We start from the raw sequence: 25910 nt of genomic DNA, 5'->3' as shown, positions 1-25910 counted from the left end.
TGCCCCTCGGCACGACGCGGCCCACTCCGGTCCGGCCGTCCGCCTGGCGTCCCACGGGGCGGCCCCACCGCGTCCGCATGACAACAGAAAGAGCAGAATGCCCCGCTTCACCATCATCGTCCCGTCCCACGGGGTAGCCGGCCGGCTGTCCCAGGCGCTGGACTCCGTCCTCGGTCAGTCCTTCGGCGACCTGGAGCTGATCCCGGTCTGCGACGGCCCCGACGCCCCGGCCGCCGCGGTCGCCGCCGGACACGCCGAGCGGGACTCCCGGGTGGTCCCGGTCGACTCGCCGCCGGCGGCCGGCCTGAGCGGGGCGCGCAACGCCGGGGTGGCGGCGGCGACCGGGGCGTACGTGCTCTTCCTCGACGGCGACGACCTGCTGCTGCCGGGCGCGCTGGCGGCACTGGACGCGCGGCTGGCGGAGACCGCCGATCCGGACGTGCTCTACGCCGAGCACGAGCGGACCCCCTGGTGGGAGGGCGAGCCGACCCGTCCCGCGGCCCCACTGCTGTCGGGGGCCCCGCGGGGGGCCTTCGCGCCGGAGGAGTGCCCGGAGCTGACCGGTGTGGCCCTGCCCGCGTGGAGCGCCGTCTACCGCCGGGCCTTCCTGACCGAGCACGAACTCGCTTTTCCCGACGGGTACTTCACGGACGTCGGCTGGGCCGGGCGGATCATGCCGGCCGCCGGGCGGCTCGCGGTGCTGCGCCAGGCCGTCGTACGGCACCGGCTGCGCCGGCAGGGCAGCCGGCTCAACCTGCCCGGGCCGCACCAGCACGCCCTGCTGGAGCAGGTGGAGTCGGCGCTGGCCCGGGCCGCCGCGCAGGGCCTGGCGGCCGACCGGACCCGGGCGCTCTTCGAGCAGCTGTTCACCCTGGTGCTGAAGACGGCGTCCCGGCCGGAGCGGCTGCCCTCCGGGCACCGGGCGTTCTTCCGCCGCGCCGGGCGGCTGTACCGGGCGCACCGGCCCGCGGGGTACCAGGCCCCGGCCGGCAGCCTGGGCGTGCAGCACCGGCTGCTGGCGGCGGGCGCGTACACGGCGTTCCGCGCGCTGCGGGGCGTCAACCGGGTCTCGGCCGGCGCGGCGGCCCGCGTCCCGCGCCCCCGCGCGCTGCGCACCCGGCTGCACTACGCCCGGCAACTGCGCCGCCCGCTCGACCCGGACCTGGCGGTGTTCTGCGCCTACTGGGGCCGGGGCTACGCCTGCAACCCGGCCGCGATCCATGCCAAGGCCCGCGAACTCGCCCCGCACATCCGCTCGGTGTTCCTGGTCGAGGCCGACCAGGTCCACGCGATGCCGGAGGGCGTCGACCACGCGGTGATCGGCTCGCGCCGCTACTGGGAGGTGCTGGCCCGCGCCACGTACCTGGTCAACAACGCCAACTTCGCGGACGCCGTGGTCAAGCGCCCCGGCAGCGTGCACCTGCAGACCCAGCACGGCACCCCGCTGAAGCGGATGGGCGTCGACCAGGCGGCGTACCCGGTGGTGGCGGCGGCGACCGGGAGCTTCGCCAGGCTGCTGGCCCGGGTGGACCGCTGGGACTACAACCTCGCCTCCAACCGGCACTCCACCGAGATGTGGGAGCGGGCCTTCCCCGGCGCCCACGAGATCCTCGAGTACGGCTATCCGCGCAACGACGTGTACTGCACGGCGACGGCGGACGACGTGGCGCGCATCCGCAGCGAGCTGGGCATCCCGCAGGGCAGCACGGCCGTCCTGTACGCGCCCACCCACCGCGACTACCACACCGGGTTCGAGACCGGCCTGGACCTGGAGGCCTTCTGCCGGGCGGCCGGTGAGGACGTGGTCGTCCTGCTGCGCGCCCACTACTTCTACGACCGGGGCGGCCGGCACGGCAGCGGCCGGATCATCGACGTCACGTCCCACCGCTCGTCCGAGGACGTGTGCCTGGCCGCCGACGCGCTGGTCACCGACTACTCGTCGATCATGTTCGACTACGCCAACCTGGACCGGCCGATCGTCGTGTACGCCGACGACTGGGACGTCTACCGGGAGACCCGCGGCGTCTACTTCGACCTGATGGAGACCCCGCCGGGCGCGGTGGCCCGGACGCCCGAGGAACTGGCGCGCGTCTTCCGGGACGGCTCCTACGCGGGCCGGGAGGCCACGGCGGCGCGGGCCGCGTTCCGCGCGCGGTTCTGCCAGTTCGACGACGGGCGCGCCGCCGAACGCGTCGTACGCCGGGTGCTGCTCGGTGAGCCGCCCGAGTCGATCCCGCCCGTGATCCCGCTCGCGGAGCGCATCCCGGCCCCCGCCGCCACCCTCGTGAGGAGCTGACTCCAGCAGTGCCCCGCTTCAGCATCATCGTCCCCGTCTTCAAGGTGCAGGGATACCTGCGCGAGTGCCTCGACTCGGTGCTCGGGCAGTCGTACGGCGACTTCGAGGTGGTCGCCGTGGACGACCGCTCGCCCGACGGCTGCGGCGCGATCCTCGACGAGTACGCCGACCTCGACCCGCGGGTGCGGGTGCTGCACCTGTCCGAGAACGTCGGCCTCGGCCGGGCCCGCAACGCCGGCCTGGAACAGGCGAAGGGCGACTACGTCCTCTTCCTCGACAGCGACGACGCCTACACACCGGGCCTGCTGGCAGCCGTCGCCGGCCGGCTCGCGGAGGCCGGCGACCCGGACGTCCTGGTCTTCGACCACGTGCGCACCCACTGGTGGGGCCGGGGCGGTCGCAGCGACGCCTCCGCCCTGCTGGAGGCGGCGGGCCCGGACGCCTTCAGCCTGCGCGAACGGCCTGAGTACGCGGGCCTGTTCCTGGTCGCGTGGAACAAGGCGTACCGGCGCTCGTTCTTCCAGGAGCACGGCCTGGAGTACGGGCCGGGACTGTACGAGGACGCGCCGGTCACCTACCGGTCGATGGTCCTCGCGGACCGCATCGTCTGCCTGAACCGGATCGGCGTCGAGTACCGGCAGCGCCGGCAGGGCGCGATCACCAGGACGCCGGGGCGCCGGCACTTCGAGATCTTCCGGCAGTACGAGGGCCTGTTCGGCTTCCTCCAGGAGCGGCCCGACCTGGTGTGGGCGCGGCCGCTGCTGTTCGAACGGGCGCTGGACCACATGCTGTTCGTGCTCTCCCGCCCGGACCGGGTGACGCCCGCGGACCGCCCGGACTTCTACCGCGAGATCCGCGCCTTCCACCGCCGCCACCTCCCGGAAGGGTTCACCCCGCCGGAGGGGCCGCGCGGCACCGAGATGCGGCTGCTGGCGTCGGCGCCCTACGCGTCGTACGCGGCGCTGCGGGGCCTGCGCGAGGTGCGCGCCGTGGCGGAGAGGAACCGGCAGCGCACGGTGCGGGCGGTGTCGGCGCGGACCCGGGGGGCCTGGTATGCCGCCCGGTCGAGACTGCCCCTCGACCCCCACCTGGTGGTCTACTCGTCCGCCCACCACGGGGGCGTGAGCGGTGACCCGGCCGCCATCCACGCCATGGCGCGCGAGATCGCCCCGCAGCTGCGCGGGGTGTGGGTGGTGCGGGAGGACGTGGTGGACTCCCTGCCGCCCGGCGTCGACCACGTGACACCGGGTTCGGCGCGCTTCCACGCGGTGGCGGCGCGGGCCGCGTACTGGGTGAACGACGTCAACTGGCCGGGCGGTCCGGTGAAGCGGCCGGGCAGCGTGCACATCCACACGCACCGGGGCACGCCGCTGAAGTACATGGGCGCCGACCTGCTGACCAAGCCGGGCGCGCGGCACGGGTTCAGCGTGCCGCAGATGCTGCGCCGGGCCGACCGCTGGGACTACAGCCTGGTCGCCAACCGCCACTCCGAGCTGGTCTGGGAGCGGGCCTACCCCTGCCACTTCACCTCGGTGCGCACCGGCAGCCCGCGCAACGACGTGCTGGTCCGGGCGGGCGAGGGGGCGGGCCGGGACTTCCGGCTGCGGCACGGCATCCCCGAGGACCACACGGTGGTGCTGTACGCGCCGACCCGCCGGGACTACCGCCGGGGCGGGCACGTGGAGCGGATCGACCTGGCCCGGTTCGCCGCGGACCTGGGCGAGGGGCACACCCTGGTCGTGCGGCTGCACCCGACGCTGGCGAGCGGTCCCGCGCGCGGGATGGGCCTGGCGGACCTGGCCCGGCGCGGGACCGTGGTCGACGCGACGGACGAGCCGCACGTCGAGGAGGTGATGCTCGCCTCCGACGCGCTGGTCACCGACTACTCCGCCCTGATGTTCGACTACGCCAACCTGGACCGGCCGATCGTGGTCCACGCCGACGACTGGGCCGCGTTCACCGCGAGCCGGGGCGCCTACCTGGACATCACCGCGGAGGCGCCGGGGCACGTCTCGCGCTCCTACCGGGAGCTGACCTGGCTGTTCGCCTCCGGGGCCTGGCGGGACGAGGAGTCGGCGCGGCTGCGGGCGGACTTCCGGGGCCGGTTCTGCGAGTTCGACGACGGGCGGGCCGCCGAGCGGGTCGTGCGGGCGCTGCTGCTGGGCGAGCCGATGCCCGGGAGCGCCACTGTGCGGATCCCGGGCCAGACCGTGGGGGGTGACCTGCTGGCCGCGATCTGAGGCCGGGCAGGTCACCGCGTTCCGGGTGCTACTCGATGACGAGGTCGACCTCGATGTTGCCGCGGGTGGCGTTGGAGTACGGGCAGACCTGGTGGGCGGTCTCGACCAGCTTGCGGCCGGTCGCCTCGTCCACGGTGTCGGGCAGCTCGACGCGCAGCGTCACCTTCAGGCCGAAGCCCTCGCCCTGCTTGCCGATGCCGACCTCGGCGGTCACCGCGGCGTCGCTGACGTCCACCTTCGCCTGCCGGCCGACGAGGCCGAGCGCGCTGCCGAAGCAGGCCGCGTAGCCGGCGGCGAAGAGCTGCTCGGGGTTGGTGCCCTCGCCGTTGCCGCCGAGCTCCACCGGCGGGGCCAGCTGGAGGTCGATCCTGCCGTCGGAGGAGACGGCGCGACCGTCGCGGCCGTGGGTGGCGGTGGCGACAGCGGTGTAGAGCGCGTCCATGGAAGACCATCCCTCTCGGAAGTCGGGGTGTGTCCGGCGGCCCGGTCCGGCCGCCTCACGGCCATAAGTAGAGCACACAATTAAGTTGTGCACAACTAAATGGCCCACCAGAGCTATCCTGGACCCATGACCGCCTCGCCGACCCCCGCCGCCTCCGACGCGGACTGGCTCCGCCTGGACCGCCAGATCTGCTTCTCCCTGCACGCGGCCTCCCGCGCCTTCAACGGCGTCTACCGCGTCGTCCTCAAGGACCTCGGGCTCACCTATCCGCAGTACCTGGTGATGCTGGTGCTGTGGGAGCAGGGCGACCTGCCGGTCAAGAAGCTGGGCGAGCACCTGCGTCTGGACTCCGGCACGCTCTCGCCGCTGGTCAAGCGGCTGGAGGGGGCCGGTCTGGTACGGCGGGAGCGCAGCGCGGAGGACGAGCGGTCGGTCCGGGTGCGGCTGACCGATCAGGGGGCGGCGCTGCGCGAGCGGGCCCTGGAGGTGCCGCGCCGCATCGCCGCGGCGACCGGCTTCGGCCTGGAGGAGATCGGCGAGCTGCGCGAGCACCTCGACCGGCTCACCGGCGCCCTGGACGCGGCGGCACTGCACGAGGCGCAGAGCTGCGGCTGAGCCGGGCCCGGCGGACGTAGAGCCGCACGGTCGCCCCGCCCCGCGTGGACTGCGCACCGGGTACGAACGCCTGCGCCAGAGCGTCGAGTTCCGCTCGCTCGGCGGGATCCGACGGCCGCCGGCGCCCGTCGAGCAGCGCCTGATCACCGACGACCCACACCCGGCCGAGCCCGGCCACCCGCCGCCGCAGCACCCCGGCGCCGGCCTCCCGCCCGTACAGGGTCCCGGACCGGTCCCCCGGCTCCGCCAGGGCCACGTCCCGCACGCCCCGGAAGGCCCCCGGGTAGGCGAGCGCCGCGTTCCGCATCCGCACCGGCAGGAACAGCACGGCCTCCCCCGGCCCCACCTCCCGCGCGGCGACCCGCGCGACGGCGCCGAGATCGTCGGGCCGCCGGCCCGGATCCCGGTCGGCCCGCAGTACGGGGAGCTGACAGCTCAGGGCGAGCCCGAGCCCGAGGGCGACGGCCAGGGCGGAGGCACCCGCCCGGGCGAGGCGGAGACGGCCACGGCGGAGTGGCCGAGGCCCGCCGGGGGGCGAGGGCACCCCGCCGTCACGGAGGCCGGTCCGCGGGGCCGCGGCGGCTCCCCCCGATCGGGTGAACTCCGAGCCCGGCGGCAGGACCGCAGCCACTTCCCCCGGTCGGGTGAACTCCAGGGCCTGCGGCGGGACATCATCGCCTTCCCTCGGTCGAGTGAATCCCAAGGCCTGCGGCGGGACGGCAGCGCCTTCCCCCGGTCGGGTGAACTCCGCCTGCGGCGGGGCCGCAGCCGCCTCCTCCGATCGAGTGAACTCCCAGGCCTGCGGCGGGACGGTGGCCGCTTCCCTCGGTCGGGTGAACTTCAAGGCCTGCGAGGAACAGGACTTTCGGGAGTAGGCGGACCACAGGCGGCGTACGCCTCCGTCCACCCGCTCGGCGCCCGCCGCCACCAGCAGGGGCGCTCCCGAGAGGGCGTACAGCACGTACCGGTCGACGTACAGCGGGGCGAGCCGGGACACCAGCATCAGCGTGGCCGGGGGCACCACGGCCAGGGGCAGCGCGACCCGCGCGCAGGTCAGCCCGGACCGGAGGCCCACCAGCCCCGCGAGGCCCAGCACCGCCAGCGTCAGGCACGTCCAGTACACGGCCGGGGCCGGGCCGCCGAGGAACGCCCGCAGCACGTTCCGCGCCGTGGCCGGCGTCGGCTGCCGCAGCCAGGCCAGCTGGGCCGACTGGGCGTGGGACACGAGGACCATCGGCAGCAGCGCCACGGACACCGCGGCCGCCGCGCATCCCCAGCCCCGCCACACCCGCGCCCCCGGCCGGGCCAGCGCCAGCGACACCGCGTGGGCGAGCAGCACCAACACCGCGAACTCGTGCAGCCAGCAGGTGAGGCCGAGGACGACGCCGTACGCCCGCCAGCGGCCGCCGTCCTGCACGGCGCGTACGAACAGCAGGGTGGCCGCGGTCGCCCCGGCCGCGACCAGCGCGTACGAGCGGCCCTCCTGCGCGTAGTGCCCGGCCATCGGCGTGATCGCGTACAGCAGCCCGGCCACCAGCCCGGCCCGCGGCCGCAGCAGCCGGGTGCCGAGCGCGGCCACCAGGGCCGCGGTCACCGCGGCAGCCCCCACGGACGGCAGCCGGAGCACGACCTCGCCGGGGTGGACGGCGAGCACGGCGTGCATGAGGAGGTAGTACAGGCCGTGCACCGCGTCCACCCCGTGCAGCAGCCGCCAGATCTGCGGCACCGTGCGGCGCGCCACCTGGAAGGTGACGGCCTCGTCGCGCCACATCCCGCCGCGGTCGAGCCCCCAGAGCCCGAGGGCGCCCATCACCACCGCGGGCACCACGACGGCGACGGCGGGCCGCGTCCGGCCCGCACCGCCGGCCCGTGACACCCCGCCCGACTGCTCTTCCACCTGAGGCCCGACGCCCATCACGGCCCGATCTATTGCGATTAGCCAATCTTTGCCGGTCAATGACGGCGTATCGGCAGGGATACACCATCCGCGCGGATTACCCTCCCACGTGATGAAGCGTCTCCGTGTCACCCCCGGCCCGGTCCTCGCCCTCACCGCCGTCTGGCTCGCCACCCGGGCCCTGATGGCCTGGCTGCTCACGCACGACGGTTCGCCCCTGCTCGGCGGGGGCGCGGTGCCGCGTGAGGTGTGGCGGCTGTACGCCCACTGGTACGCCGTGCTCACGCACGGCGCGTTCCCGGCGCACGACAGCATGTGGCAGTACCCGCCGGGCGCCGGCGCGGTGCTCCTCGCGCCGGGCCTGCTGCCCGGGCTGACGTACTTCCAGGCGTTCGTGGCGCTGACACTGGCCGCGGACGCCCTGATCACGGCGGCGCTCGTCCGCGCGGGCACGCGTCCGGGACGGAGCCTGCTCGGCGCGGCCCTGTGGACCTGCGGGCTGCCGCTGCTGCTGCAACTGCCGCTCGCGCGCTACGACGTGCTGGTCACCGCGTTCGCGGTCGTCTCCCTGCTGGCGCTGACGCGGTCCGCACGTGCGGGCGGCGTCCTGGTGGCCCTGGGCGCGCTGGTGAAGGTGTGGCCGGCCCTGGTGCTGCTGGGCACCCCGCGGGGCCCGGCGACCCGCCGGACGTGGGGGTGGGCGGTGACCACGGGGGGCGCCTGCCTCGCCCTGCTCGCCGTCTCGTTCGACAACTCGCTGGCGTTCCTGGGGGAGCAGGGCGGCCGGGGCGTGCAGATCGAGTCGTTCGGGGGCACGGCGCTCAACCTGGCGCGGCACGCCGGCTGGCCTGGCCGGCCCATCTACCAGTACGGCGCGATCGAACTGGTCGGCCCGTACGTGCACGGTGTCGCCGGCCTGTCGCTGGCGCTCACCGCCGCCGCGTTCGGCCTGCTGGTGCTGTGGCGGCTGCGGGCGCGGCACTGGAACCCGGCGACGCCGTACGACGCGGCGCTCGCGGCGGTGCTGCTGTTCACCGTCACCAGCCGGGTGATCAGCCCCCAGTACATGATCTGGCTGGTGGGGCTCGCCGCCGTCTGCCTGACCTCGCGGCACACCGGCCAGCGCCCGGTGGCCGTGCTGGTGCTCGCGGCGACCGCGGTCAGCTCGCTGGCGTACCCGGTGTTCTACGGCGAGGTGATCGACGGCACCTGGACGGGCTGCCTGCTGATGCTGACCCGCAACGGGCTGCTGGGGGCCGCCGCGGTGCTGTCCTTCGTCCGGCTGTGGCGCTCGGCGCGGACGCCGGCCGGAAGAACCTCGCCCGCGACGGAACCCCGACCCGATTCAGACCGTCTTCCGGGTAGAGCGCTAAGCGTCTCTTAACGGGGTATTACCGAGCGAATCTACGCTCCCGACCCGTGGACCCCATGCATCCAGAAACGCGAGCCCCGCATCCGGCACCTCAGGTCGGCGTCGTCGTCATCGGTTACGACGACGCCGCCCACGTGGCCGACGCCGTCCGCTCCGCCCTCGCGCAGGGGCCGGCCGTGGGGGAGGTCGTCGCCGTGGACGACTGCTCCACGGACGGCAGCGCCGAGCTGCTCGACCGCCTGGCGGCCGGCGAGCCCCGGCTGCGGGTGGTGCGCCGCGACGCCAACAGCGGAGGCTGCGGCAGCCCCCGCAACACCGGGATCGACGCGGTGACGATGCCGTACGTGATGTTCCTGGACAGCGACGACCTGCTGCCGCCCGGCGCGGTGGACGCGCTGCTGGCGGCGGCGGCCGAGGCGCGCGCCGACGTGACGGCGGGGCTGTGCGTGCGCCGGGAGCTGCCCTCGGGACGGGAGCAGCCCTGGGAGGCGCCCCTCTACGCGGAACCCGCCGTCCTCGCGCGCCCCGCCCAGCACCCCCGGCTCGTCCACGACACCCTGTGCGTGAACAAGCTGTACCGGACCGCGTTCCTGGACACCCACGGCATCCGCTTCCCCGAGGGGCGCTTCCTCTACGAGGACATCGTGTTCACCGCGCGCGTCCTGGCCGCCGCGCCGCGCATGGCGCTGATCCCGGACCGCGTCTACGTGTGGCACGTGCGCCGGTCCGCCGAGCGGTTGTCGCTCTCCCTCGACCGGGGGTGCGTCGACAACTGGAAGGCGCGTACGCGGGCGTGCGAGCTGGCGTACGACATCCTGCTGAGCTCCGGGCAGAAGGAACTGGCGCGGGCCGCGCGGACGAAGTTCCTCGACCACGAGGTGCGCATGTACGTCCGCGAGCTGGGGTTGCGCGACGCGGAGTACCAGCGCGCGTGGTGGGCGCACACCCGCGAGTACCTCACGCGCTACGACGCCGCCGACTGGGAGCTGAACCCAGGGGGGCCCGGCCGGCTCCTCGGGCGGATCGTCCTGGAGTCCCCGGAGCCACGGGATCTGCCGCGCCTGAAGGAACTCGCCGCGCGGCCGGCCCGGCTGCTCCCGCCCTACGCCCGCACCTCCGACGGCACCCCCGTCTGGTCCGCCGACCTGCCGCAGGTGAGTCTCGCCCCGCTCCTGACCCGGCGCACCGGGCTCCTCCCGGTGGCGGTGGACGCGGAACTGCGCCCCCGCGCGCGGGGCAGCCGGCTGTGCCTGCGGCTGCACGAGCTGTACGGGCGGGTGGCCGAGGCCGGGCCGCGCGAGGTCGAGGTGGAGTGGCGGTCCCGGAACGGCGGCGGCACCGCCCGGCGGGCCACGGCCGCCCTCACGCCCTCCGGCCCGGACGGCTGGTCGGCGGAGCTGCCCGTCGACCTGGCCGGGCTCGGCGAGGGCACCTGGGACCTGCGGGTGACCGTGCGCTTCGCCGACGGCGCGTCCCGGCGGGCCACGGCGCACGCCCTCGCGGGCGCCGGCCGCCTGCGCCGGCAGGCCGTGCCGAGCGCCCGGTACGGCGTGCTGCTGGTCCAGCCGTACGCCACCCACTCCGGCGCCCTGGCGCTGCGCGTGGCGACGGGCGTGCGCGGCGTCACCAAGGTGGCCCGCGGCAGGCTCCGCCGCCTGCTTCACTGAGCGGGCGGGCACGGATGCGACGGCACGGACACGACAGCACGGGCAGCAGGGAACGAGAGGAACGGCCGTAGATGAGCTGGCTGATCACCGGCGGCGCCGGGTACATCGGGGCGCACGTCGTACGCGCGATGGCCGAGGCGGGTGAGCGGACCGTGGTCTACGACGACCTGTCCTCCGGCGTGCGCGAGCGGGTGCCGCAGGAGGTGCCCCTGGTCGTGGGCTCGGTCCTGGACGGCGAGCGGCTGGCGCGCACGCTCGCCGAGCACGAGGTCACGGGGGTCGTCCACCTGGCGGCGAAGAAGCAGGTGGGCGAGTCGGTGGAGCGGCCGCTGCACTACTTCCACCAGAACGTGGAGGGTCTGCGCGTCCTGCTGGAGGCGGTGACGGCGGCGGAGGTCGCCTCCTTCGTGTTCTCCTCCTCGGCGGCGGTCTACGGCATGCCGGACGTGGACCTCGTGACCGAGGAGACCCCCTGCCTGCCCCTGTCGCCGTACGGGGAGACCAAGCTGGCCGGCGAGTGGCTGGTCCGCGCGACGGGCCGGGCCACCGGTCTCGCGACCGCGTCCCTGCGCTACTTCAACGTGGCCGGCGCGGCCGGGCCCGCCCTCGCCGACACGAGCGTGTCGAACCTGGTCCCGATGGTCTTCGAGAAGCTCACCGAGGGCGCGTCCCCGCGGATCTTCGGCGACGACTACCCGACGCCGGACGGCACCTGCGTCCGCGACTACATCCACGTGGCCGACCTCGCCGAGGCCCATGTGACCGTCGCCCGCGCCCTGCGCTCCGCTCCCGGCCACGACCTGACGCTCAACATCGGGCGCGGTGAGGGCGTCTCCGTGCGCGAGATGATCGACCAGGTCAACGCGGTCACCGGCTACGACCGCCCCCCGACGGTCACCCCCCGCCGCCCCGGCGACCCGGCCCGCGTCGTCGCCTCCGCCGACCGCATCGCCACGGAGCTGGGCTGGCAGGCCAAGTACGACGTCGAGGACATGATCACGTCGGCGTGGGAGGGCTGGCTCCACCACCACCCGGAGGCGGCCCGGTCCTAGGCTCCGCCCGGCGGCCGCGCGAGACGCCCCTACAGGGCCTTGAGCGCGCCCGCCGTGGCCCGGGCCAGGTCGTCCAGGTAGCCCTTCGGCGGCTTGGGGGCGCGGATGACCACCGAGCGCCAGTACAGCGGCCCGGAGATCAGGTCGAGTATCAGGTCGGGGTCGAGGCCCGCACGGACCTCACCCCGCTCCTCCGCCGCGGCCACGATCTTGCTGGCCACCCCCTCCTGGCCGTCCCGCAGCGCCCTCTGGAAGGCCTCGGCGATGTCCGGGTTGCGCGCCGCCTCCGCCTGGAGGTCGGGAATGATCTGCGAGGCGACGGGGTGGCGCAGGGCGCGGGACGTGACCTCGTAGAGCAGGCGCAGGTCGCCCTGCAGGGACCCGGTGTCCGGCACCGGCAGCCCCAGCACCGCCATCGCCGACACCACGTCCAGCACCAGGTGCAGCTTGGACCGCCACCGCCGGTAGACCGCCGTCTTGCCGACGCCGGCCCGGCGCGCGATTCCCTCTATGGACATCCGGGCGTACCCGACGGCCGCCAGTTCCTCGAAGACGGCGGCCCGGATGGCCTCGGTCACGTCCTCACGGAGCACGGCGGCCCCGGCGGGGGTCCGCCGGCGCGTCCGCTTCGGGGCCTCGTCGGCGTTCGTCGTCATACGCACAGCATAGGCCGTTACGACGAAACGGTTGCGTTCCGACGGTCGGTGGTTCTACGCTCACGTTGCGACGATACGGTCCCGTCCCGACGTAAGAGAACGTGAAGAGAAGCGTAAGGAAACGCCGGGTGACGGGCCAGGACGACGGACGGCGACGCCGGCGGCAGCCGGACGCCCGCCCCCACCCCCCTCCCCCGAGCGAAAGCAGCGGATGTGAGCCAGGTCCTCCACACACCGCCCCCGATCCAGGCGACGGCCGACGACGACCTCGCGGCGCTGGCCGCCCGGCACGGCCTGTCGGTCAGCGGCGCCCGCCCCACCGTGCCCCAGTACGTCCGCCAGCTGTGGGCCCGCCGTCACTTCATCACCGCCTTCGCCACCGCCAAGCTCACCGCCCAGTACAGCGAGGCGAAGCTCGGCCAGGTCTGGCAGGTCATGACCCCGCTGCTGAACGCGGCGGTCTACTACTTCATCTTCGGCGTGCTGCTGAACACCAAGCACGGCGTCCCGGACTACATCCCGTTCCTGGTCACGGGCGTGTTCATCTGGACGTTCACGCAGAGCTCGATCATGGCGGGCACCCGCGCGATCTCCGGCAACCTCGGCCTGGTCCGCGCCCTGCACTTCCCGCGCGCCGCGCTGCCGATCTCCTTCGCCCTCCAGCAGCTCCAGCAGCTGCTGTTCTCGATGGCGGCGCTGATCGTCATCCTGCTCTGCTTCGGCGTGCCCGTCGCCGCGTCCTGGCTGCTGGTGCTCCCCGTGCTGCTCCTGCAGTTCGTGTTCAACGCCGGCGTGTCGATGGTCATGGCCCGGATGGGCGCCAAGACCCCGGACATCGCGCAGCTGATGCCGTTCCTGCTGCGCACCTGGATGTACGTGTCGGGCGTGATGTGGAGCATCGACAAGCTCACCAAGAAGGACAACCTGCCGCACGTCGTCACCGTCCTGCTGCAGAGCAACCCGGCCGCCGTCTACATCGACCTCATGCGGTACGCGCTGATCGACAGCTTCCACTCCCGGCAGCTGCCCCCGCACGTGTGGGCGACGGCCACCGGCTGGGCCCTGCTGGCCGGCATCGGCGGCTTCATCTACTTCTGGAAGGCTGAGGAGACGTACGGCCGTGGCTGAGCAGACCGAGTACACCGCACACACCGGGGGCACCGGGCCCAGCGGACCCACCGAGCAGATCCCCACCGTCATCGCCGACCGCGTCGACATCGTCTACCGGGTCAACGGGACCGGCGCCGGCCGCGGCACCGCCACCGCCGCCCTCAACCGCATGCTGCGCCGCAAGCAGGCCGAGAAGGCCGCGGGCGTACGCCGGGTGCACGCGGTGAAGAGGGTGTCGTTCGTCGCGTACAAGGGCGAGGCGATCGGCCTCATCGGCACGAACGGCTCCGGAAAGTCGACCCTGCTGAAGGCGGTCGCCGGGCTGCTCCCGGTGGAGAACGGCCACATCTACACCGACGGCCAGCCCTCGCTCCTCGGCGTCAACGCGGCGCTGATGAACGACCTCACCGGCGAGCGCAACGTCCACCTCGGCGGTCTCGCCATGGGCATGTCCCGGGAGCAGATCAAGGAGCGCTACCAGGACATCGTCGACTTCTCCGGGATCAACGAGAAGGGCGACTTCATCACCCTGCCGATGCGGACCTACTCCTCCGGCATGGCCGCCCGCCTGCGGTTCTCCATCGCGGCCGCCAAGGACCACGACGTGCTGCTGATCGACGAGGCCCTGGCCACCGGCGACCGCTCCTTCCAGAAGCGCTCCGAGGAACGGATCCGCGAGTTGCGGCAGCACGCCGGTACCGTCTTCCTGGTCAGTCACAACAACAAGTCCATCCGCGACACCTGCGAGCGGGTGCTGTGGCTGGAGCGCGGCGAACTGCGGATGGACGGGCCGACCGAGGACGTCCTGAAGGAGTACGAGGCCTTCACCGGCGACAAGAGCGACAAGCCGGCGAAGAAGGCGGCCGCGAAGAACCCCGCGGCCAAGGGCCCTCTTCCCTCGTGAGCCCTGCTCTTACCTCGGGCCTCTAACGTCGAGCCCGTTGCCTCGAGCCTGTCACCCCGGGCCCTGACGCCAGGCGTGGTTATCCATTTCATCCATCTGGTGACAGTATGTTAGGAAAGGCGACCCTGAGACGACCAGCCGAAGGAGTCCTCCGCGATGCCCCACCTCAGTGTCATCGTCTACGGGCCCAACACCCAGGGGCATCTGGCCGAACTGCTCGGCTCAGTGGAGTCCCGCCCGCTCGCGGACGCCGAGGTGATCGTCGCCGCGGTCGGTGACTGGGCCCGGGAGACCGCCGAGGCGCACGCCCCGGACACCGTCGTGGTGCCGCTGCCGGACGGCACCGGTGACGCGGCGGCCCGGGCGGCGGGCGCCGCCCGGGCGAACGGCGACTGGCTGCACTTCGTGCACGCCAAGGACGGCCTGCCCGCCGGAGCGCCCCGGCTGATCGCCGAGCGGACCGCCGAGCTCGGCGACACGGCGGACGTGCTCCTCCTCGACCACGTCACCAGCACCTGGCAGACCGCCGCCCGCCCCTCCCGCGACGGCCGCTTCCTGGCCGGCGCCGGCCGCGCCCCGCTCCGCCTGGACGACGCGGCCGACCTGCTCCGGCTGACCCCGCTGCTCGGCACCCGCGCGATGCGCGCCGCGTTCTGGCGCGCCCACGAGGAGGAGCTCGGCACGGACGACGAGGCGTACGCCGCCCACGCGGCCCTGCTGCACGCCGACCGCGTCGCCTGCCTGAACCAGGTGGCGTACGACGACCGCGCGCTGCGCCCCGAGAGCCTGCCGCCCCTCACCCCCGAGGACCGCTACGCCCTGGTCGACCGCTACGAGTCGCTGCTCCCGCTCGCCAAGGAGCGCCGGGCCGCCCGCGCCGTCCTGTACGACCTGATGGTCCGCGACCTGGTGCGCACCTTCGCCGGGGAGAACCTGCCCGACCCGGTGGCCCGGGAGTTCTTCCGCCGCGCCTCCCTCGCCGCGGCCCGCTGGCGCCCCGAGGGCCACCAGCGCCCGGCCGGCGTCGAGGGCGTCCGGCACGCCCTGCTCGAGGAGGGCGCCTACACCAAGTACCGCGCCTTCCAGGCTGCCAACCGCACCCGCCGCGCCGCCCGCAAGACCGTGCGCACCCGCAAGCGCCAGGTCGGTGCCAAGCTCCGCGAGCAGCAGTACCACCGGGCGCTGAGCAGCCCGGTCGACCCGAACCTGGCCGTGTTCTCGGCCTACTGGGACCGCGGGGTCTCCTGCAACCCGGCCGCGATCGCCGCGAAGCTCGCCGAACTCGCCCCGCACATCCGCCGGGTGTGGGTGGTGAGCAAGGAGAACGAGGCCCTGCTGCCGCCCGGCACCGACCACGTCATCCCCGGCACCCGCCGCTACTGGGAGACGCTGGCCACCGCCAAGTACCTGACGAACAACGTCAACTACCCCAACGCGGTCGTCAAACGCCCCGACGCGATCCACCTGCAGACCCACCACGGCACCCCGCTCAAGCGCATGGGCCTGGACCAGATGGACCACCCGGCCGCCGCCAAGGGCCTGGACTTCACCGCGCTGCTGGCCCGCATCGACAAGTGGGACTACAGCGTCAGCGCCAACAGCCACTCCACCCGTATGTGGGAGCGCGCCTACCCGGCCCGCTACACCTCCCTCGACCACGGCTATCCGCGCAACGACGTCTTCTACACCGCCACCGCCGACGACGTCCGGTCGGCCCGCCGCCGCCTGGGCATCGCCCCCGGCCGCAGGGCCGTGCTGTACGCCCCCACCCACCGCGACTACGAGGCCGGCTTCACCCCCCGCCTCGACCTCGCCGCGCTCGCCGACCGCCTGGGCGACGACACCGTCCTGCTGGTGCGCGCCCACTACTTCTACGGCGGCTCCGCGAGCCCCCTGACCGGCCTGCGCCGCAGCGGACGGATCATCGACGTGTCCGCCTACGACCCCGTCGAGGAACTGTGCCTGGCCGCCGACGCGCTGGTCACGGACTACTCGTCGATCATGTTCGACTACGCCAACCTCGACCGCCCGATCGTCATCCACGCCGACGACTGGGAGACGTACCGGACCACCCGCGGCGTCTACTTCGACCTGATGGCCGAGGCGCCCGGGCGGGTCGCCCGCACCCAGGAGGAACTGGCGGAGATCCTCACCTCGGGCGCCTGGCGCGACGAGGCCGCGGGCAAGGCGCGCGCCGCGTTCCGCCGCCGGTTCTGCGAGTACGACGACGGCCGCGCCGCCGAGCGGGTCGTACGACGGGTGTTCCTGGGGGAGCCCGAGGAGGCGCTGCCCCCGGTGCTCCCGCTCGAGGAACGCACCCCCGCCCCGACCCCCGAGGAGGCCACGGCATGACGACCCCGACCCCTGACGTCACGGTGACCGTCATCGTCTACAACGACGCGGCCCGCCTCCCCCGGGCGGTGGCCTCCCTGCGCGCCCAGACCCACGCGAACATCGAGATCGTCATCAGCGACGACCACTCCACCGACGACACGCCCGCCGTGGCCCGGCGGCTGGCCGCCGAGGACGACCGCATCCGCTACCTGAGGCTGCCGGAGAACAGCGGCGGCTGCAGCGCGCCGCGCAACCGGGCCGTCGAGATCGCCCGGGCGCCGTACCTGATGTTCCTCGACAGCGACGACGAACTCCCGCCCCACGCGGTCGAGTCGCTGCTGGCCGCCCACCGCGAACGCGAGATCGACTTCGCGATGGGCGCGGTGCGGCGGGTACGGGTGGACAGCGGGCGCCAGTCGACCTGGATGCCGCACCTGGTCGCCGAGCGCCGCACCCTGGAGGGCATCGAGGCCGACCCTCGGCTGCTGTTCGAGCACCTGTCGACGAGCAAGATGTACGCCCGCGCGTTCCTGGACCGCCACCAGCTGCGGTTCCCCGAGGGCATCCACTACGAGGACCAGCTGTTCTCGGCGCAGGCGTACTGCCTGGCCAAGGCGTTCACGATCATCCCCGACCCGGTGTACGTCTGGTACATCGAGCCGTTCGCGGCCGCCGCCGCGGCGTCCATCTCCAACCAGCGGCACAAGATCTCCAACGTGCGCGACCGCGTGCACGTGCAGCGGCTGATCGACGAGTTCCTGGTGGAGAGCGGGCACGCGGGGCTGCGGGAGGACAAGGACTTCAAGTTCCTCAAGCACGACTTCCGGATGTACGCGGGCGACCTGCCCTACCGGGACGAGGAGTGGCTGCGGTCCTTCGCCGACGTGGTGAACCCGTACCTGGACACGCTGTCGCCGGACGCCTACGCCCGGCTCCCGCGGCCGGAGCGGGTGGTGCTGCAGCTCCTGCGCGACGGCCGCCTGTCCGACGCCCAGCTGGCGGCGCGGGGCCTCGGCCACGGGGTCGCTCCGCGGCACGTCACCGGCGACGACTCCGGTGCCACCTACTGGGGCGACACCGTCCCCGCCTCCGCGCAGGCCCGCCGGGAACTGGACGTCTCCGACCTGGACCTGGACACCCGTCCTTTCACCAGCGCCCAGTTCCGGCACGAGATCACCGAGCTGACGCCGGGGCCCGGCGCCCGGCTGACCCTCGGCATCCGCACCTACGACCCCGGGCTGCGGCTTCCGGTGGGCCCGCAGCGCGCGAGCCTGGTGCTGGCGCCGGGCCGCCGCCGTCTGACGGTCCCCTTCCGGCTGGACCCGGTCGGCCCCGGCGTCTTCGAGGGGCGGGTCCAGGTGGACCTGTCCGCGGCGCCGCTGCCCGTGCAGGGCTTCGACGGGGTGCGCCACCCGCTGCTCCGCCTCGAGCAGCAGGGTCTCGCCCACTCCGGCCTGCTCCTGGCCCCCCTCGACTTCCCGACCCGCACCGCCCGCATCGACTACCGCTCCGGCGCGACCCCCCACGACGTCACCGTCGAACCGGAGGGCCGCAACCCCGGCCGCCTCCAGATCCGCTGGCACCCCGTGGGCGTCACGGCCCACGTGATCCGCCCGCTGGTGAAGAAGGTGGACCGCCCGAAGGTGCGGAACGCTGCGCGGCTGGTGGCGAGTGTGCTGAGGTAGGAGTAGGGCGGGGAGGGCGCGGCTGCGGGTGCGTCTTCGGCTGCGGGCGCGTGGGGGCTGTTCGCGCAGTTCCCCGCGCCCCTGGGCGGCCGCCGTGCCCCTCAGCACCACCTGCCCGCGTGGCCGTGCGGCCACCCTGCGGGGCCTTGGCTGCGGATGCGTCTTCGACTGCGGGCGCGTGGGGGCTGATCGCGCAGTTCCCCGCGCCCCCAGGCCGGCCGCCGTGAGTTCTCAGCGCACCACCTTGAAAACCACCCTGCCGGGCCCGGCCCCTGGCCACCCTGCGGGACCTCGGCTGCGTGCGTCTTCGACTGCGGGTGCGTGGGGGCTGATCGCGCAGTTCCCCGCGCCCCCAGGCCGGCCGCCGTGGGTCCTCAGCGCACCACCTCGTACGGCACCCGGCACCTGCCTGTCCGGCCCCCTGGCCACCCTGCGAGAGCTCGGCTGCGTGCGTCTTCGACTGCGGGCGCGTGGGGGCTGATCGCGCAGTTCCCCGCGCCCCCAGGCCGGCCGCCGTGGGTCCTCAGCGCACCACCTCGTACGGCACCCGGCACCTGCCTGTCCGGCCCCCTGGCCACCCTGCGAGAGCTCGGCTGCGGGCGCGTGGGGGCTGATCGCGCAGTTCCCCGCGCCCCTGGGCCGGCCACCGTGGGTTCTCGGCGCACCACCTCGTACGGCACCTGCCCGCCTGGCCGCGGGCCACCCTGCGGGACCTCGGCTGCGGGCACGCGGGAGCGCAGCCCCCGCGTGCCCGGCCAGTCGCCGCAGGACCTCAGCGGACCACCTCGTACAGCACCTGTCCGCCCGGGCCCGTGGCCACCTGGCGTAGCCACGGCTCGGTGGAGTGTCGGCCGCCCACGACCCAGCGCACGTGGTACTCGCGGGCGATGCCCCGCCGTGCCTCGTCCGGTGTCCCCGCCGCGAAGAAGCGCCGTACCGCCGCCGCGCGCTCCGCCGCGTCCGGCAGGAACACGTCGGGGTACCCGGGGGCCACCGTGTAGGGGCCGTAGGCGGGGATCTGGCGCGCCGGCCACGTCCCGGCCATCACCACGTCCCCGTACTTCACCCACGGCGTGAGCCACTGGTACCCGACCCACGGCTGGTGGTACTTCGCCGCCACCGCCGCGGGCAGCGCGTCCCGCCCCAGCACGTAGCCGAGCGTCCCGGCCTGCGTCCACGCCCCCACGGCCAGCGCGGCGCCCAGCACGCACGCCCAGCCCGTCCGCACGGCCCGCCGCCCCGCCGACACGGCCTCCAGGGCGGCCGCGAGCTGGGCCGGGATCAGCGCGGCGGGCAGGGCGCGGCCCCAGGAGTAGTGCCCGGTCAGCCCGCCCGCGGCGAACACCAGCGCGCCCAGCAGGAAGAAGAGGACCAGGGGGTCCCACCGGTCCCGGCGCCACCTCAGCCCCAGCGCCGCCACCCCGAGCAGCACGAACCCGAACCGTCCGGCCAGGTGCTCGTACAGCGGCCGGTGGATCGCCTCCAGGTCGGCCCCCGCGGAGAACAGCGCGAAGAAGTCGTAGTACGGCCACAGCCACAGCAGCACCACGCCCAGCGCGAGCGCGGCGCCGAGCCGCAGCAGCGCCTGCCGGCCCGGGCGCGCGGCGATCACCGTCGCCAGGGCACCCAGCGACGCCACGACCCCGGTGAACTGGTGGCACAGCAGGATCAGCGCCCACAGCACACCGAGGCCCAGCCGGCCGCCCCACCCGGTGGCCTCGTCGCGCAGCGAACGGGTGAGCCACGCCCAGAAGTGGAAGGACAGGCCGAGGGCGAACACGCTGGGGTACGCCACCGTCAGCGCCAGGGAGTTGAGGCCGAGGAAACCGCTCCACTCGAACAGCAGCGGGCCCCACAGCAGCACCAGGCCGAGGAACGCCAGCGCGGGCGCCGCGCGGTGGGCGCTGAGCGTGCGGACGTACCGCCACACCCCGGTGACCAGCAGGGCCAGCCCGGCGAGCGCGCCGATCCGCAGGACGTCGAACACCGACAGGCTGGTGATCCGGGCGACGCAGCCCAGCAGCACCATCCACGGCGAGTAGTACGGGCTCGGTGTGCCGGCGTCGACCAGCGGGTTGCCGGGGTGCAGGACGCTGTGCCGCAGCCGCTGCACGGTGGCCGCGTGCATGCCGAGGTCGCCCGCCCACGGCAGGCGGACGATCACGAACAGCATCAGGACCAGCAGGAGGGCCACGACGGCCTGCGGCAGCGCCCGGCCGGCGCTCACCGCGCCGGCCGGCCCGGGCCGGGCCACGGTGCTGGGCTTTTCGGTGCTGGGCGACTCGGCGCGCATCAGTTCTCGGTGGGGATCGCTGTCACAGTGCAGACCCTAGCCGAAGCGCCCCGACTAGCAGGAAACGGTAAATAGGCCACGCGTTCTGTCCTGGACTTCGGCAAGCAGCAGGCAAGAAGCGGTGAGCCGGCCGCGGCGAAGACGAGGGCGCCCCGGCCCGGTTGCGTGAACCGGCCCGGGGCGCCCTCGGCGCCGTACGACTACGAATGCGTGCGCAGCAGCGTCCGCATCGTGCGCATCGCCACCGACAGGTTGGCAAGGTCGAAGGAGTCCGAACCGCGGATCTCCTCCAGGGTGGTGCGCGCCCGGCTCAGGATCGGCGCGTTCTTCTGCTCCCAGGCCTCGAAGCGCTGCTCGGGCGTCGAGGTGCCGTTGCCGACCGCGAGGACGTCCGCGGTGAGCGCCGCGTGGGCCGCGTACAGGTCCTCGCGGATGGAGGCGCGGGCCATGGACTGCCAGCGGTCGGCGCGGGGCAGCTCGATGATGCGGTCCATGAGCTGGGTGATGCTGAGCCGGTCCGCGAGGTCGTAGTAGACCTCGGCGACGTCCAGCGGCTCCCTGCCCATGCGGTCGGCCACCGAGACGATGTCCAGCGTCGGGAAGGCGGAGGAGAACCCGGCGACACGCGTGGCGAGTTCGTCCGGGACACCGGCCGCGGACAGCTCGTCGTACACGAACTGGTACCACTCCAGGTCCGCGCCGCGCAGCAGCTTCGGCAGCTGCTGCCAGACGTGCTCGACCCGCTCGGCGAAGAACTCGACCGTCTCGGCGAGCTGCAGCGGCTGCGGCCGGTTGTTGAGCAGCCAGCGCGTACCGCGCTCGACCAGGCGGCGCGAGTGCAGGCGGATGCGGGTCTGGACGGCCGCGTCGACCTGGTTGTCCAGCTCCTCGACCGCGTCCCACACCGGCGCCGAGCGGAAGATCGCGCGGGCCGCGGTCTGGGCGCGGACGATCTCCTCCAGCGAGGCACCGGTCTCCTCGCGCAGGCGGTGCAGGTACGTCGTACCGCCCGTGTTGACCGTGTCGTTGACCAGCACGGTCGTGGTGATCTCGCGGCTCAGCGGGTGGGTGTGGATGGCGTCCGGGAACCGCTCGCGCAGCGCCGACGGGAAGTACGCCTCCAGCAGGCCGTGCAGGTACGGGTCGTCCGGCAGGGAGGTGTGCAGCAGCTCCTCGGCGACCGTGATCTTCGTGTACGCCAGCAGGACGGCCGTCTCCGGGCTGGTCAGGCCCTGGCCCTGCCCGAGGCGCTCGCGGATCTGGCGGTCGGTGGGCAGGAACTCCAGCGCCCGGTCCAGGTGGCCCTCGCGGACCAGGTGGCGGATGAACCGCTGCTGGGCGTGGAGCATGTCCTTGGACTGGGCGAGGGCGTTGGCGATCGCGGTGTTCTGCGCGTAGTTGTTGCGCAGCACCAGCGCGCCGACCTCGTCGGTCATCTCGGCGAGCAGCTTGTTGCGCTGCTTGACGGTCATGTCGCCGTCCGCGACCAGGCCGTTCAGCAAAATCTTGATGTTCACCTCGTGGTCGGAGGTGTCCACGCCGGCGCTGTTGTCGATCGCGTCGGTGTTGATCCGGCCGCCGTGCAGCGCGAACTCGATGCGGCCGAGCTGGGTCAGGCCCAGGTTGCCGCCCTCGCCGACGACCTTGACGCGCAGGTCGCTGCCGTCGACGCGGATGGCGTCGTTGGCCTTGTCGCCGACGTCGGCGTTGGACTCCGCCGACGACTTCACGTACGTGCCGATGCCGCCGTTCCACAGCAGGTCGACCGGCGCCTCGAGGATCGCCTTCATCAGGTCGGCCGGAGTCATCTTGGAGACCTTCTCCTCGATGCCGAGGGCCTCCCGGATGTGGCTGTTGACCGGGATCGACTTCGCGGTCCGCGGGAAGATGCCGCCGCCCGTGGACAGCAGCCCGGTGTCGTAGTCGGCCCAGCTGGAGCGGGGCAGCTCGAACAGGCGGCGGCGCTCGGCGTAGGAGGTGGCCGCGTCCGGGTCGGGGTCGATGAAGATGTGCCGGTGGTCGAAGGCGGCGACCAGGCGGATGTGCTCCGAGAGCAGCATGCCGTTGCCGAACACGTCACCGGACATGTCGCCGATGCCGACGACGGTGAAGTCCTCCGCCTGGGTGTCGACGCCCAGCTCGCGGAAGTGCCGCTTCACGGACTCCCAGGCGCCGCGCGCGGTGATGCCCATGCCCTTGTGGTCGTAGCCGGCCGAGCCGCCGGAGGCGAAGGCGTCGCCGAGCCAGAAGTTGTACTGCCCGGCGACCCCGTTGGCGATGTCGGAGAACGTCGCGGTGCCCTTGTCGGCCGCGACCACCAGGTAGGTGTCGTCCCCGTCGTGCCGTACGACGTCCTTCGGCGGCACGACCTCTCCGGCCACCATGTTGTCGGTGATGTCGAGCAGCGCCGAGATGAAGGTCTTGTAGCTGGCGACGCCCTCGGCGAGCCACGCGTCCCGGTCCACGGCCGGGTCCGGGAGCTGCTTGGCGACGAAGCCGCCCTTGGCGCCGACCGGCACGATGACGGTGTTCTTCACCATCTGCGCCTTGACCAGGCCGAGGATCTCGGTGCGGAAGTCCTCGCGGCGGTCCGACCAGCGCAGGCCGCCTCGGGCGACCTTGCCGAAGCGCAGGTGCACGCCCTCGACGCGCGGCGAGTACACCCAGATCTCGTACGCCGGGCGCGGCGCGGGCAGGTCCGGGATGGCCTGCGGGTCGAACTTCATGGAGACGTAGTCGTGCGGCTCGCCGTCGACCGTCTGCTGGAAGAAGTTGGTGCGCAGGGTGGCCTTGATGACGGTGAGGAACGAGCGCAGGATGCGGTCCTCGTCCAGGCTCGCCACCTGGTCCAGGGCCGCGTCCAGCTCCTCCAGGAGCGCGTCGGTGATCTCCAGACCGGCCTTCTGCCGCTCCGGCGACATGCGCGCCTCGAAGAGGGACACCAGCAGCCGGGTGGTGTGGACGTTGTTGCGGAGGGTGTCCTCCATGTAGTCCTGGCTGAAGGTGGAGCCGGCCTGCCGCAGGTACTTGGCGTAGGCGCGCAGCACCATCGCCTGCCGCCAGCTGAGCCCGGCGCTGAGCACCAGGGCGTTGAACCCGTCGTTCTCCGCCTTGCCCGTCCAGGTCGCCGCGAACGCCTCCTGGAACCGCTCGCGCGCGTCGTCGCCGAGGTCCCCGGCGGCGCCGGCCGAGCGGGGCATGCGCAGCCCGAAGTCGTAGATCCAGGCGGTGGTGCGGTCCGCGCAGCGCAGCTCGTACGGCCGCTCGTCGGTGACCTCGACGCCGAGGCGGCTGAGCACCGGCAGCACGTGCGAGAGGGAGACCGAGCCGCCCTTCTGGTAGATCTTGAACCGGCGCTCCTCGGGCCCGGCGCCCACCGGCTCGTACAGGCTCAGGCTGAAGGTCTTGTCCTCGCCCAGCGCCTCCAGGTGGGAGAGGTCGGCGACCGCGGCGCGCGGGGAGTGGTCCGCCTTGTAGCCCTCGGGGAAGGCGTTGTTGTAGCGGCGCAGCACCTCGGCCGCGTGCTCCTCGCCGCACTCGGCGGTGAGCGCCTCGGCGAACGCGTCGGTCCAGGAGCGGGCGGCCTCCACCAGGCGTGCCTCGATGCGCTCCTTGTCGGCGTCGGACAGCTCGGGCAGCTCGGTGCCCGGCAGGACGCGGACGACGAAGTGCAGCCGGGACAGGATCGACTCGGTGTTCCAGGCGGTGAAGTCGACGCTGACGCCGTTCAGCTCCTCCTTCAGGATCTCGATGATCCGCAGCCGGACGCCGGTGGTGTAGCGGTCCCGCGGGAGGTAGACGAGGGCCGAGTAGTAGCGGCCGTACTCGTCCTGGCGCAGGTAGAGCCGCAGGCGCCGCCGCTCCTGCAGGTAGAGGACGCTCGTGACGATGGACTGCAGCTCGACGGCCGGGGTCTGGAACAGCTCGTCGCGCGGGTAGGTCTCCAGGATCTGCAGCAGGTCGCGGCCGTCGTGGCTGTGCGGCGAGAACCCGGCGCGCTCCAGCACCTCCTCCACCTTGCGGCGGATCACCGGGACCCGGCGCACGGACTCGGTGTAGGCGGCGGAGGAGAACAGGCCGAGGAAGCGCCGCTCACCGACGACGTTGCCCTGCTCGTCGAACTTCTTGACGCCGATGTAGTCCAGGTACGACGGCCGGTGCACGGTGGCCCGGCTGTTGGCCTTGGTCAGGACGAGCAGCTTGTGCTCGCGGGCCTTGGCCCGGGCGTCGGCCGGCAGGCGTTCGAAGGACGGGCTGACCGGGTGCTGGTCGTCGGCTGCGTGCTGCGGGTCCGAGCGCAGTATGCCGAGCCCGGTGCCGGGCACGGCGGCGAGCGTGTCGTCGCCGCGCAGCTGGTACTCGCGGAAGCCGAGGAAGGTGAAGTGGTCGTCGGACAGCCAGCGCAGCAGCTCGCGGGCCTCCTCGACCTCGGGTCCGGGCAGGTCGGCGGGGGTGGGCTCGTCCTGCAGGCCGTCGGCGATCCGGATCGCCGCGTCCCGCATCTTCTCCCAGTCCTCGACGGCCTCGCGGACGTCGGACAGCACGCGCAGCAGGTCGGCGGAGATCTGCTTGAGGTCGGAGCGGTCCGTCTCCCGGTCGATCTCGACGTGGATCCAGGACTCGACGTGCCCGTCGTGCGGCAGGTCGCGGGTGCGCACGGTCGGCAGCACCTCGATGAGCTTGCCGGTGACGTCCCGGCGGACGGCGACCTGCGGGTGGATGACGACGTGGATCCCGCGGCCCTGCCGGGTCAGCTCATTGGTGACCGAGTCGACCAGGAAGGGCATGTCGTCGGTGACGACCTCCACCACGGAGTGGCTGCAGGTCCACCCGTTCTCCTCCACGGTCGGGGTGTGCACCCGCACGTTGGCGGTGCCCTGCGGCCGGCTCTCGGCGAGCCGGTAGTGCGAGACCGCGGCGCCGAAGACGTCGACCGGGTCGCGGTCCGCGAGGTCTTCCGGGGCGGTGTGCAGGTAGTAGCGCTGGAGGAACGCGAGCACGGACTCGCTGTCGGGAGTGCCGGCCGTGCCCTCGCCCGTGGTCCCGGTCGGTAGGTGCCCCCCGACCGGGCTGTTCTCAGCTACCCGGGCGGCCCGTTCGAGCAGCTCGGCCTTGGCTTCGTCCAGCTTGGTCTGCATTGTCCTCTGGCTCCTGTCGCGCGCCGTTGCGTGACGTAGAAGGAAGTACGGTCTCTTTCCCCCCGGCCCGACGCCACGGCCCGGGGTGTCCGGTCCGATCCGACGCTATGCCGCGGGATGAGATGAGCGGGGGGTATTCGGCCATTCCGGAGGGGCCTGTCGGATGTGACGCTGCTCTCGGCACCGCCCTGTCCCGGGCCGTGTCCGGC

The 25910-nt window shown here is 73.3% G+C and carries 15 protein-coding genes; 10 read left to right on the top strand and 5 right to left on the bottom strand.

What is annotated here, in order from left to right:
* Positions 1-97 precede the first annotated feature (97 nt).
* Complete coding sequence (locus tag AQJ66_RS34145) at positions 98-2296, top strand: bifunctional glycosyltransferase/CDP-glycerol:glycerophosphate glycerophosphotransferase (RefSeq protein WP_061929973.1); 2199 nt, start codon at positions 98-100, stop codon at positions 2294-2296.
* Positions 2297-2304: 8 nt separating this feature from the next.
* Positions 2305-4536: a bifunctional glycosyltransferase/CDP-glycerol:glycerophosphate glycerophosphotransferase gene (locus tag AQJ66_RS34140; RefSeq protein ID WP_061929969.1), complete on the top strand. Its 2232-nt coding sequence runs from the start codon at positions 2305-2307 to the stop codon at positions 4534-4536.
* 28 nt (positions 4537-4564) lie between these two features.
* On the opposite strand, the gene AQJ66_RS34135 is transcribed toward AQJ66_RS34140, so the two are convergent.
* The gene (locus AQJ66_RS34135) at positions 4565-4978 is read right to left on the bottom strand and encodes an organic hydroperoxide resistance protein (protein WP_061929966.1); all 414 of its coding nucleotides are present in this window, start codon (positions 4976-4978) and stop codon (positions 4565-4567) included.
* A 126-nt stretch (positions 4979-5104) separates the two neighbouring features.
* On the opposite strand from AQJ66_RS34135, the gene AQJ66_RS34130 reads away from it, so the two are divergent.
* Positions 5105-5593 (top strand): MarR family winged helix-turn-helix transcriptional regulator, encoded by a 489-nt coding sequence (locus AQJ66_RS34130; protein ID WP_061929963.1) that lies wholly within the window; start codon positions 5105-5107, stop codon positions 5591-5593.
* On the opposite strand, the gene AQJ66_RS40455 is transcribed toward AQJ66_RS34130, so the two are convergent.
* Positions 5541-7403, bottom strand: a complete 1863-nt coding sequence (locus tag AQJ66_RS40455) for a glycosyltransferase family 39 protein (RefSeq protein ID WP_244163016.1) — start codon at positions 7401-7403, stop codon at positions 5541-5543. The two genes, AQJ66_RS34130 and AQJ66_RS40455, sit on opposite strands and share 53 nt — an antisense overlap.
* A gap of 199 nt (positions 7404-7602) precedes the next feature.
* On the opposite strand from AQJ66_RS40455, the gene AQJ66_RS34120 reads away from it, so the two are divergent.
* The 3 genes from AQJ66_RS34120 to galE all read left to right on the top strand — a co-directional run bounded on the left by AQJ66_RS34120 (position 7603) and on the right by galE (position 11581).
* Positions 7603-8874: a glycosyltransferase 87 family protein gene (locus AQJ66_RS34120; protein ID WP_208611518.1), complete on the top strand. Its 1272-nt coding sequence runs from the start codon at positions 7603-7605 to the stop codon at positions 8872-8874.
* 44 nt (positions 8875-8918) lie between these two features.
* On the top strand, positions 8919-10529 hold the full coding sequence (locus AQJ66_RS34115) for a glycosyltransferase family 2 protein (protein WP_061929957.1): 1611 nt from the start codon (positions 8919-8921) through the stop codon (positions 10527-10529).
* Between the two features lie 71 nt (positions 10530-10600).
* Positions 10601-11581, top strand: coding sequence for a UDP-glucose 4-epimerase GalE (gene galE, locus AQJ66_RS34110; protein WP_061929953.1), 981 nt, complete (start codon positions 10601-10603; stop codon positions 11579-11581).
* Positions 11582-11610: 29 nt separating this feature from the next.
* Here galE and AQJ66_RS34105 read toward each other — a convergent pair whose 3' ends face one another.
* Positions 11611-12237: a TetR/AcrR family transcriptional regulator gene (locus AQJ66_RS34105; protein ID WP_061929951.1), complete on the bottom strand. Its 627-nt coding sequence runs from the start codon at positions 12235-12237 to the stop codon at positions 11611-11613.
* Between the two features lie 213 nt (positions 12238-12450).
* On the opposite strand from AQJ66_RS34105, the gene AQJ66_RS34100 reads away from it, so the two are divergent.
* From AQJ66_RS34100 to AQJ66_RS34085, 4 genes are all read left to right on the top strand, one after another.
* A complete protein-coding gene (locus AQJ66_RS34100) occupies positions 12451-13365 on the top strand; it encodes an ABC transporter permease (RefSeq protein ID WP_061929948.1) in 915 nt (304 codons plus the stop codon).
* Positions 13358-14251, top strand: coding sequence for an ABC transporter ATP-binding protein (locus AQJ66_RS34095; RefSeq protein ID WP_061929945.1), 894 nt, complete (start codon positions 13358-13360; stop codon positions 14249-14251). Before AQJ66_RS34100 ends, AQJ66_RS34095 begins: the two co-directional genes overlap by 8 nt.
* 156 nt (positions 14252-14407) lie before the next feature.
* Positions 14408-16603 (top strand): CDP-glycerol glycerophosphotransferase family protein, encoded by a 2196-nt coding sequence (locus AQJ66_RS34090; protein WP_061929942.1) that lies wholly within the window; start codon positions 14408-14410, stop codon positions 16601-16603.
* A complete protein-coding gene (locus AQJ66_RS34085) occupies positions 16600-18270 on the top strand; it encodes a glycosyltransferase family 2 protein (protein ID WP_061929939.1) in 1671 nt (556 codons plus the stop codon). Before AQJ66_RS34090 ends, AQJ66_RS34085 begins: the two co-directional genes overlap by 4 nt.
* 772 nt (positions 18271-19042) lie before the next feature.
* On the opposite strand, the gene AQJ66_RS34080 is transcribed toward AQJ66_RS34085, so the two are convergent.
* Both AQJ66_RS34080 and AQJ66_RS34075 read right to left on the bottom strand, forming a co-directional pair.
* On the bottom strand, positions 19043-20443 hold the full coding sequence (locus AQJ66_RS34080) for a hypothetical protein (protein WP_061930020.1): 1401 nt from the start codon (positions 20441-20443) through the stop codon (positions 19043-19045).
* Positions 20444-20763: 320 nt separating this feature from the next.
* Complete coding sequence (locus tag AQJ66_RS34075) at positions 20764-25701, bottom strand: NAD-glutamate dehydrogenase (RefSeq protein ID WP_061929936.1); 4938 nt, start codon at positions 25699-25701, stop codon at positions 20764-20766.
* Positions 25702-25910: the final 209 nt, after the last annotated feature.

The sequence above is a fragment of the Streptomyces bungoensis genome (assembly GCF_001514215.1).
Classification (GTDB): domain Bacteria; phylum Actinomycetota; class Actinomycetes; order Streptomycetales; family Streptomycetaceae; genus Streptomyces; species Streptomyces bungoensis.
Note: the sequence above shows the minus strand (reverse complement) of the source record. Positions and strands in the feature narration are given on the sequence as shown.

Excerpts from the sequence above, each read along its gene's own strand:
- AQJ66_RS34105 (WP_061929951.1), bottom strand. The coding sequence starts at position 12,237 with ATGACGACGAACGCCGACGAGGCCCCGAAGCGGACGCGCCGGCGGACC.
- galE (WP_061929953.1), top strand. The coding sequence starts at position 10,601 with ATGAGCTGGCTGATCACCGGCGGCGCCGGGTACATCGGGGCGCACGTC.
- AQJ66_RS34115 (WP_061929957.1), top strand. The coding sequence starts at position 8,919 with ATGCATCCAGAAACGCGAGCCCCGCATCCGGCACCTCAGGTCGGCGTC.
- AQJ66_RS34080 (WP_061930020.1), bottom strand. The coding sequence starts at position 20,443 with ATGCTGTTCGTGATCGTCCGCCTGCCGTGGGCGGGCGACCTCGGCATG.
- AQJ66_RS40455 (WP_244163016.1), bottom strand. The coding sequence starts at position 7,403 with ATGGGCGCCCTCGGGCTCTGGGGGCTCGACCGCGGCGGGATGTGGCGC.
- AQJ66_RS34075 (WP_061929936.1), bottom strand. The coding sequence starts at position 25,701 with ATGCAGACCAAGCTGGACGAAGCCAAGGCCGAGCTGCTCGAACGGGCC.
- AQJ66_RS34145 (WP_061929973.1), top strand. The coding sequence starts at position 98 with ATGCCCCGCTTCACCATCATCGTCCCGTCCCACGGGGTAGCCGGCCGG.
- AQJ66_RS34130 (WP_061929963.1), top strand. The coding sequence starts at position 5,105 with ATGACCGCCTCGCCGACCCCCGCCGCCTCCGACGCGGACTGGCTCCGC.
- AQJ66_RS34120 (WP_208611518.1), top strand. The coding sequence starts at position 7,603 with ATGAAGCGTCTCCGTGTCACCCCCGGCCCGGTCCTCGCCCTCACCGCC.
- AQJ66_RS34090 (WP_061929942.1), top strand. The coding sequence starts at position 14,408 with ATGCCCCACCTCAGTGTCATCGTCTACGGGCCCAACACCCAGGGGCAT.
- AQJ66_RS34135 (WP_061929966.1), bottom strand. The coding sequence starts at position 4,978 with ATGGACGCGCTCTACACCGCTGTCGCCACCGCCACCCACGGCCGCGAC.
- AQJ66_RS34085 (WP_061929939.1), top strand. The coding sequence starts at position 16,600 with ATGACGACCCCGACCCCTGACGTCACGGTGACCGTCATCGTCTACAAC.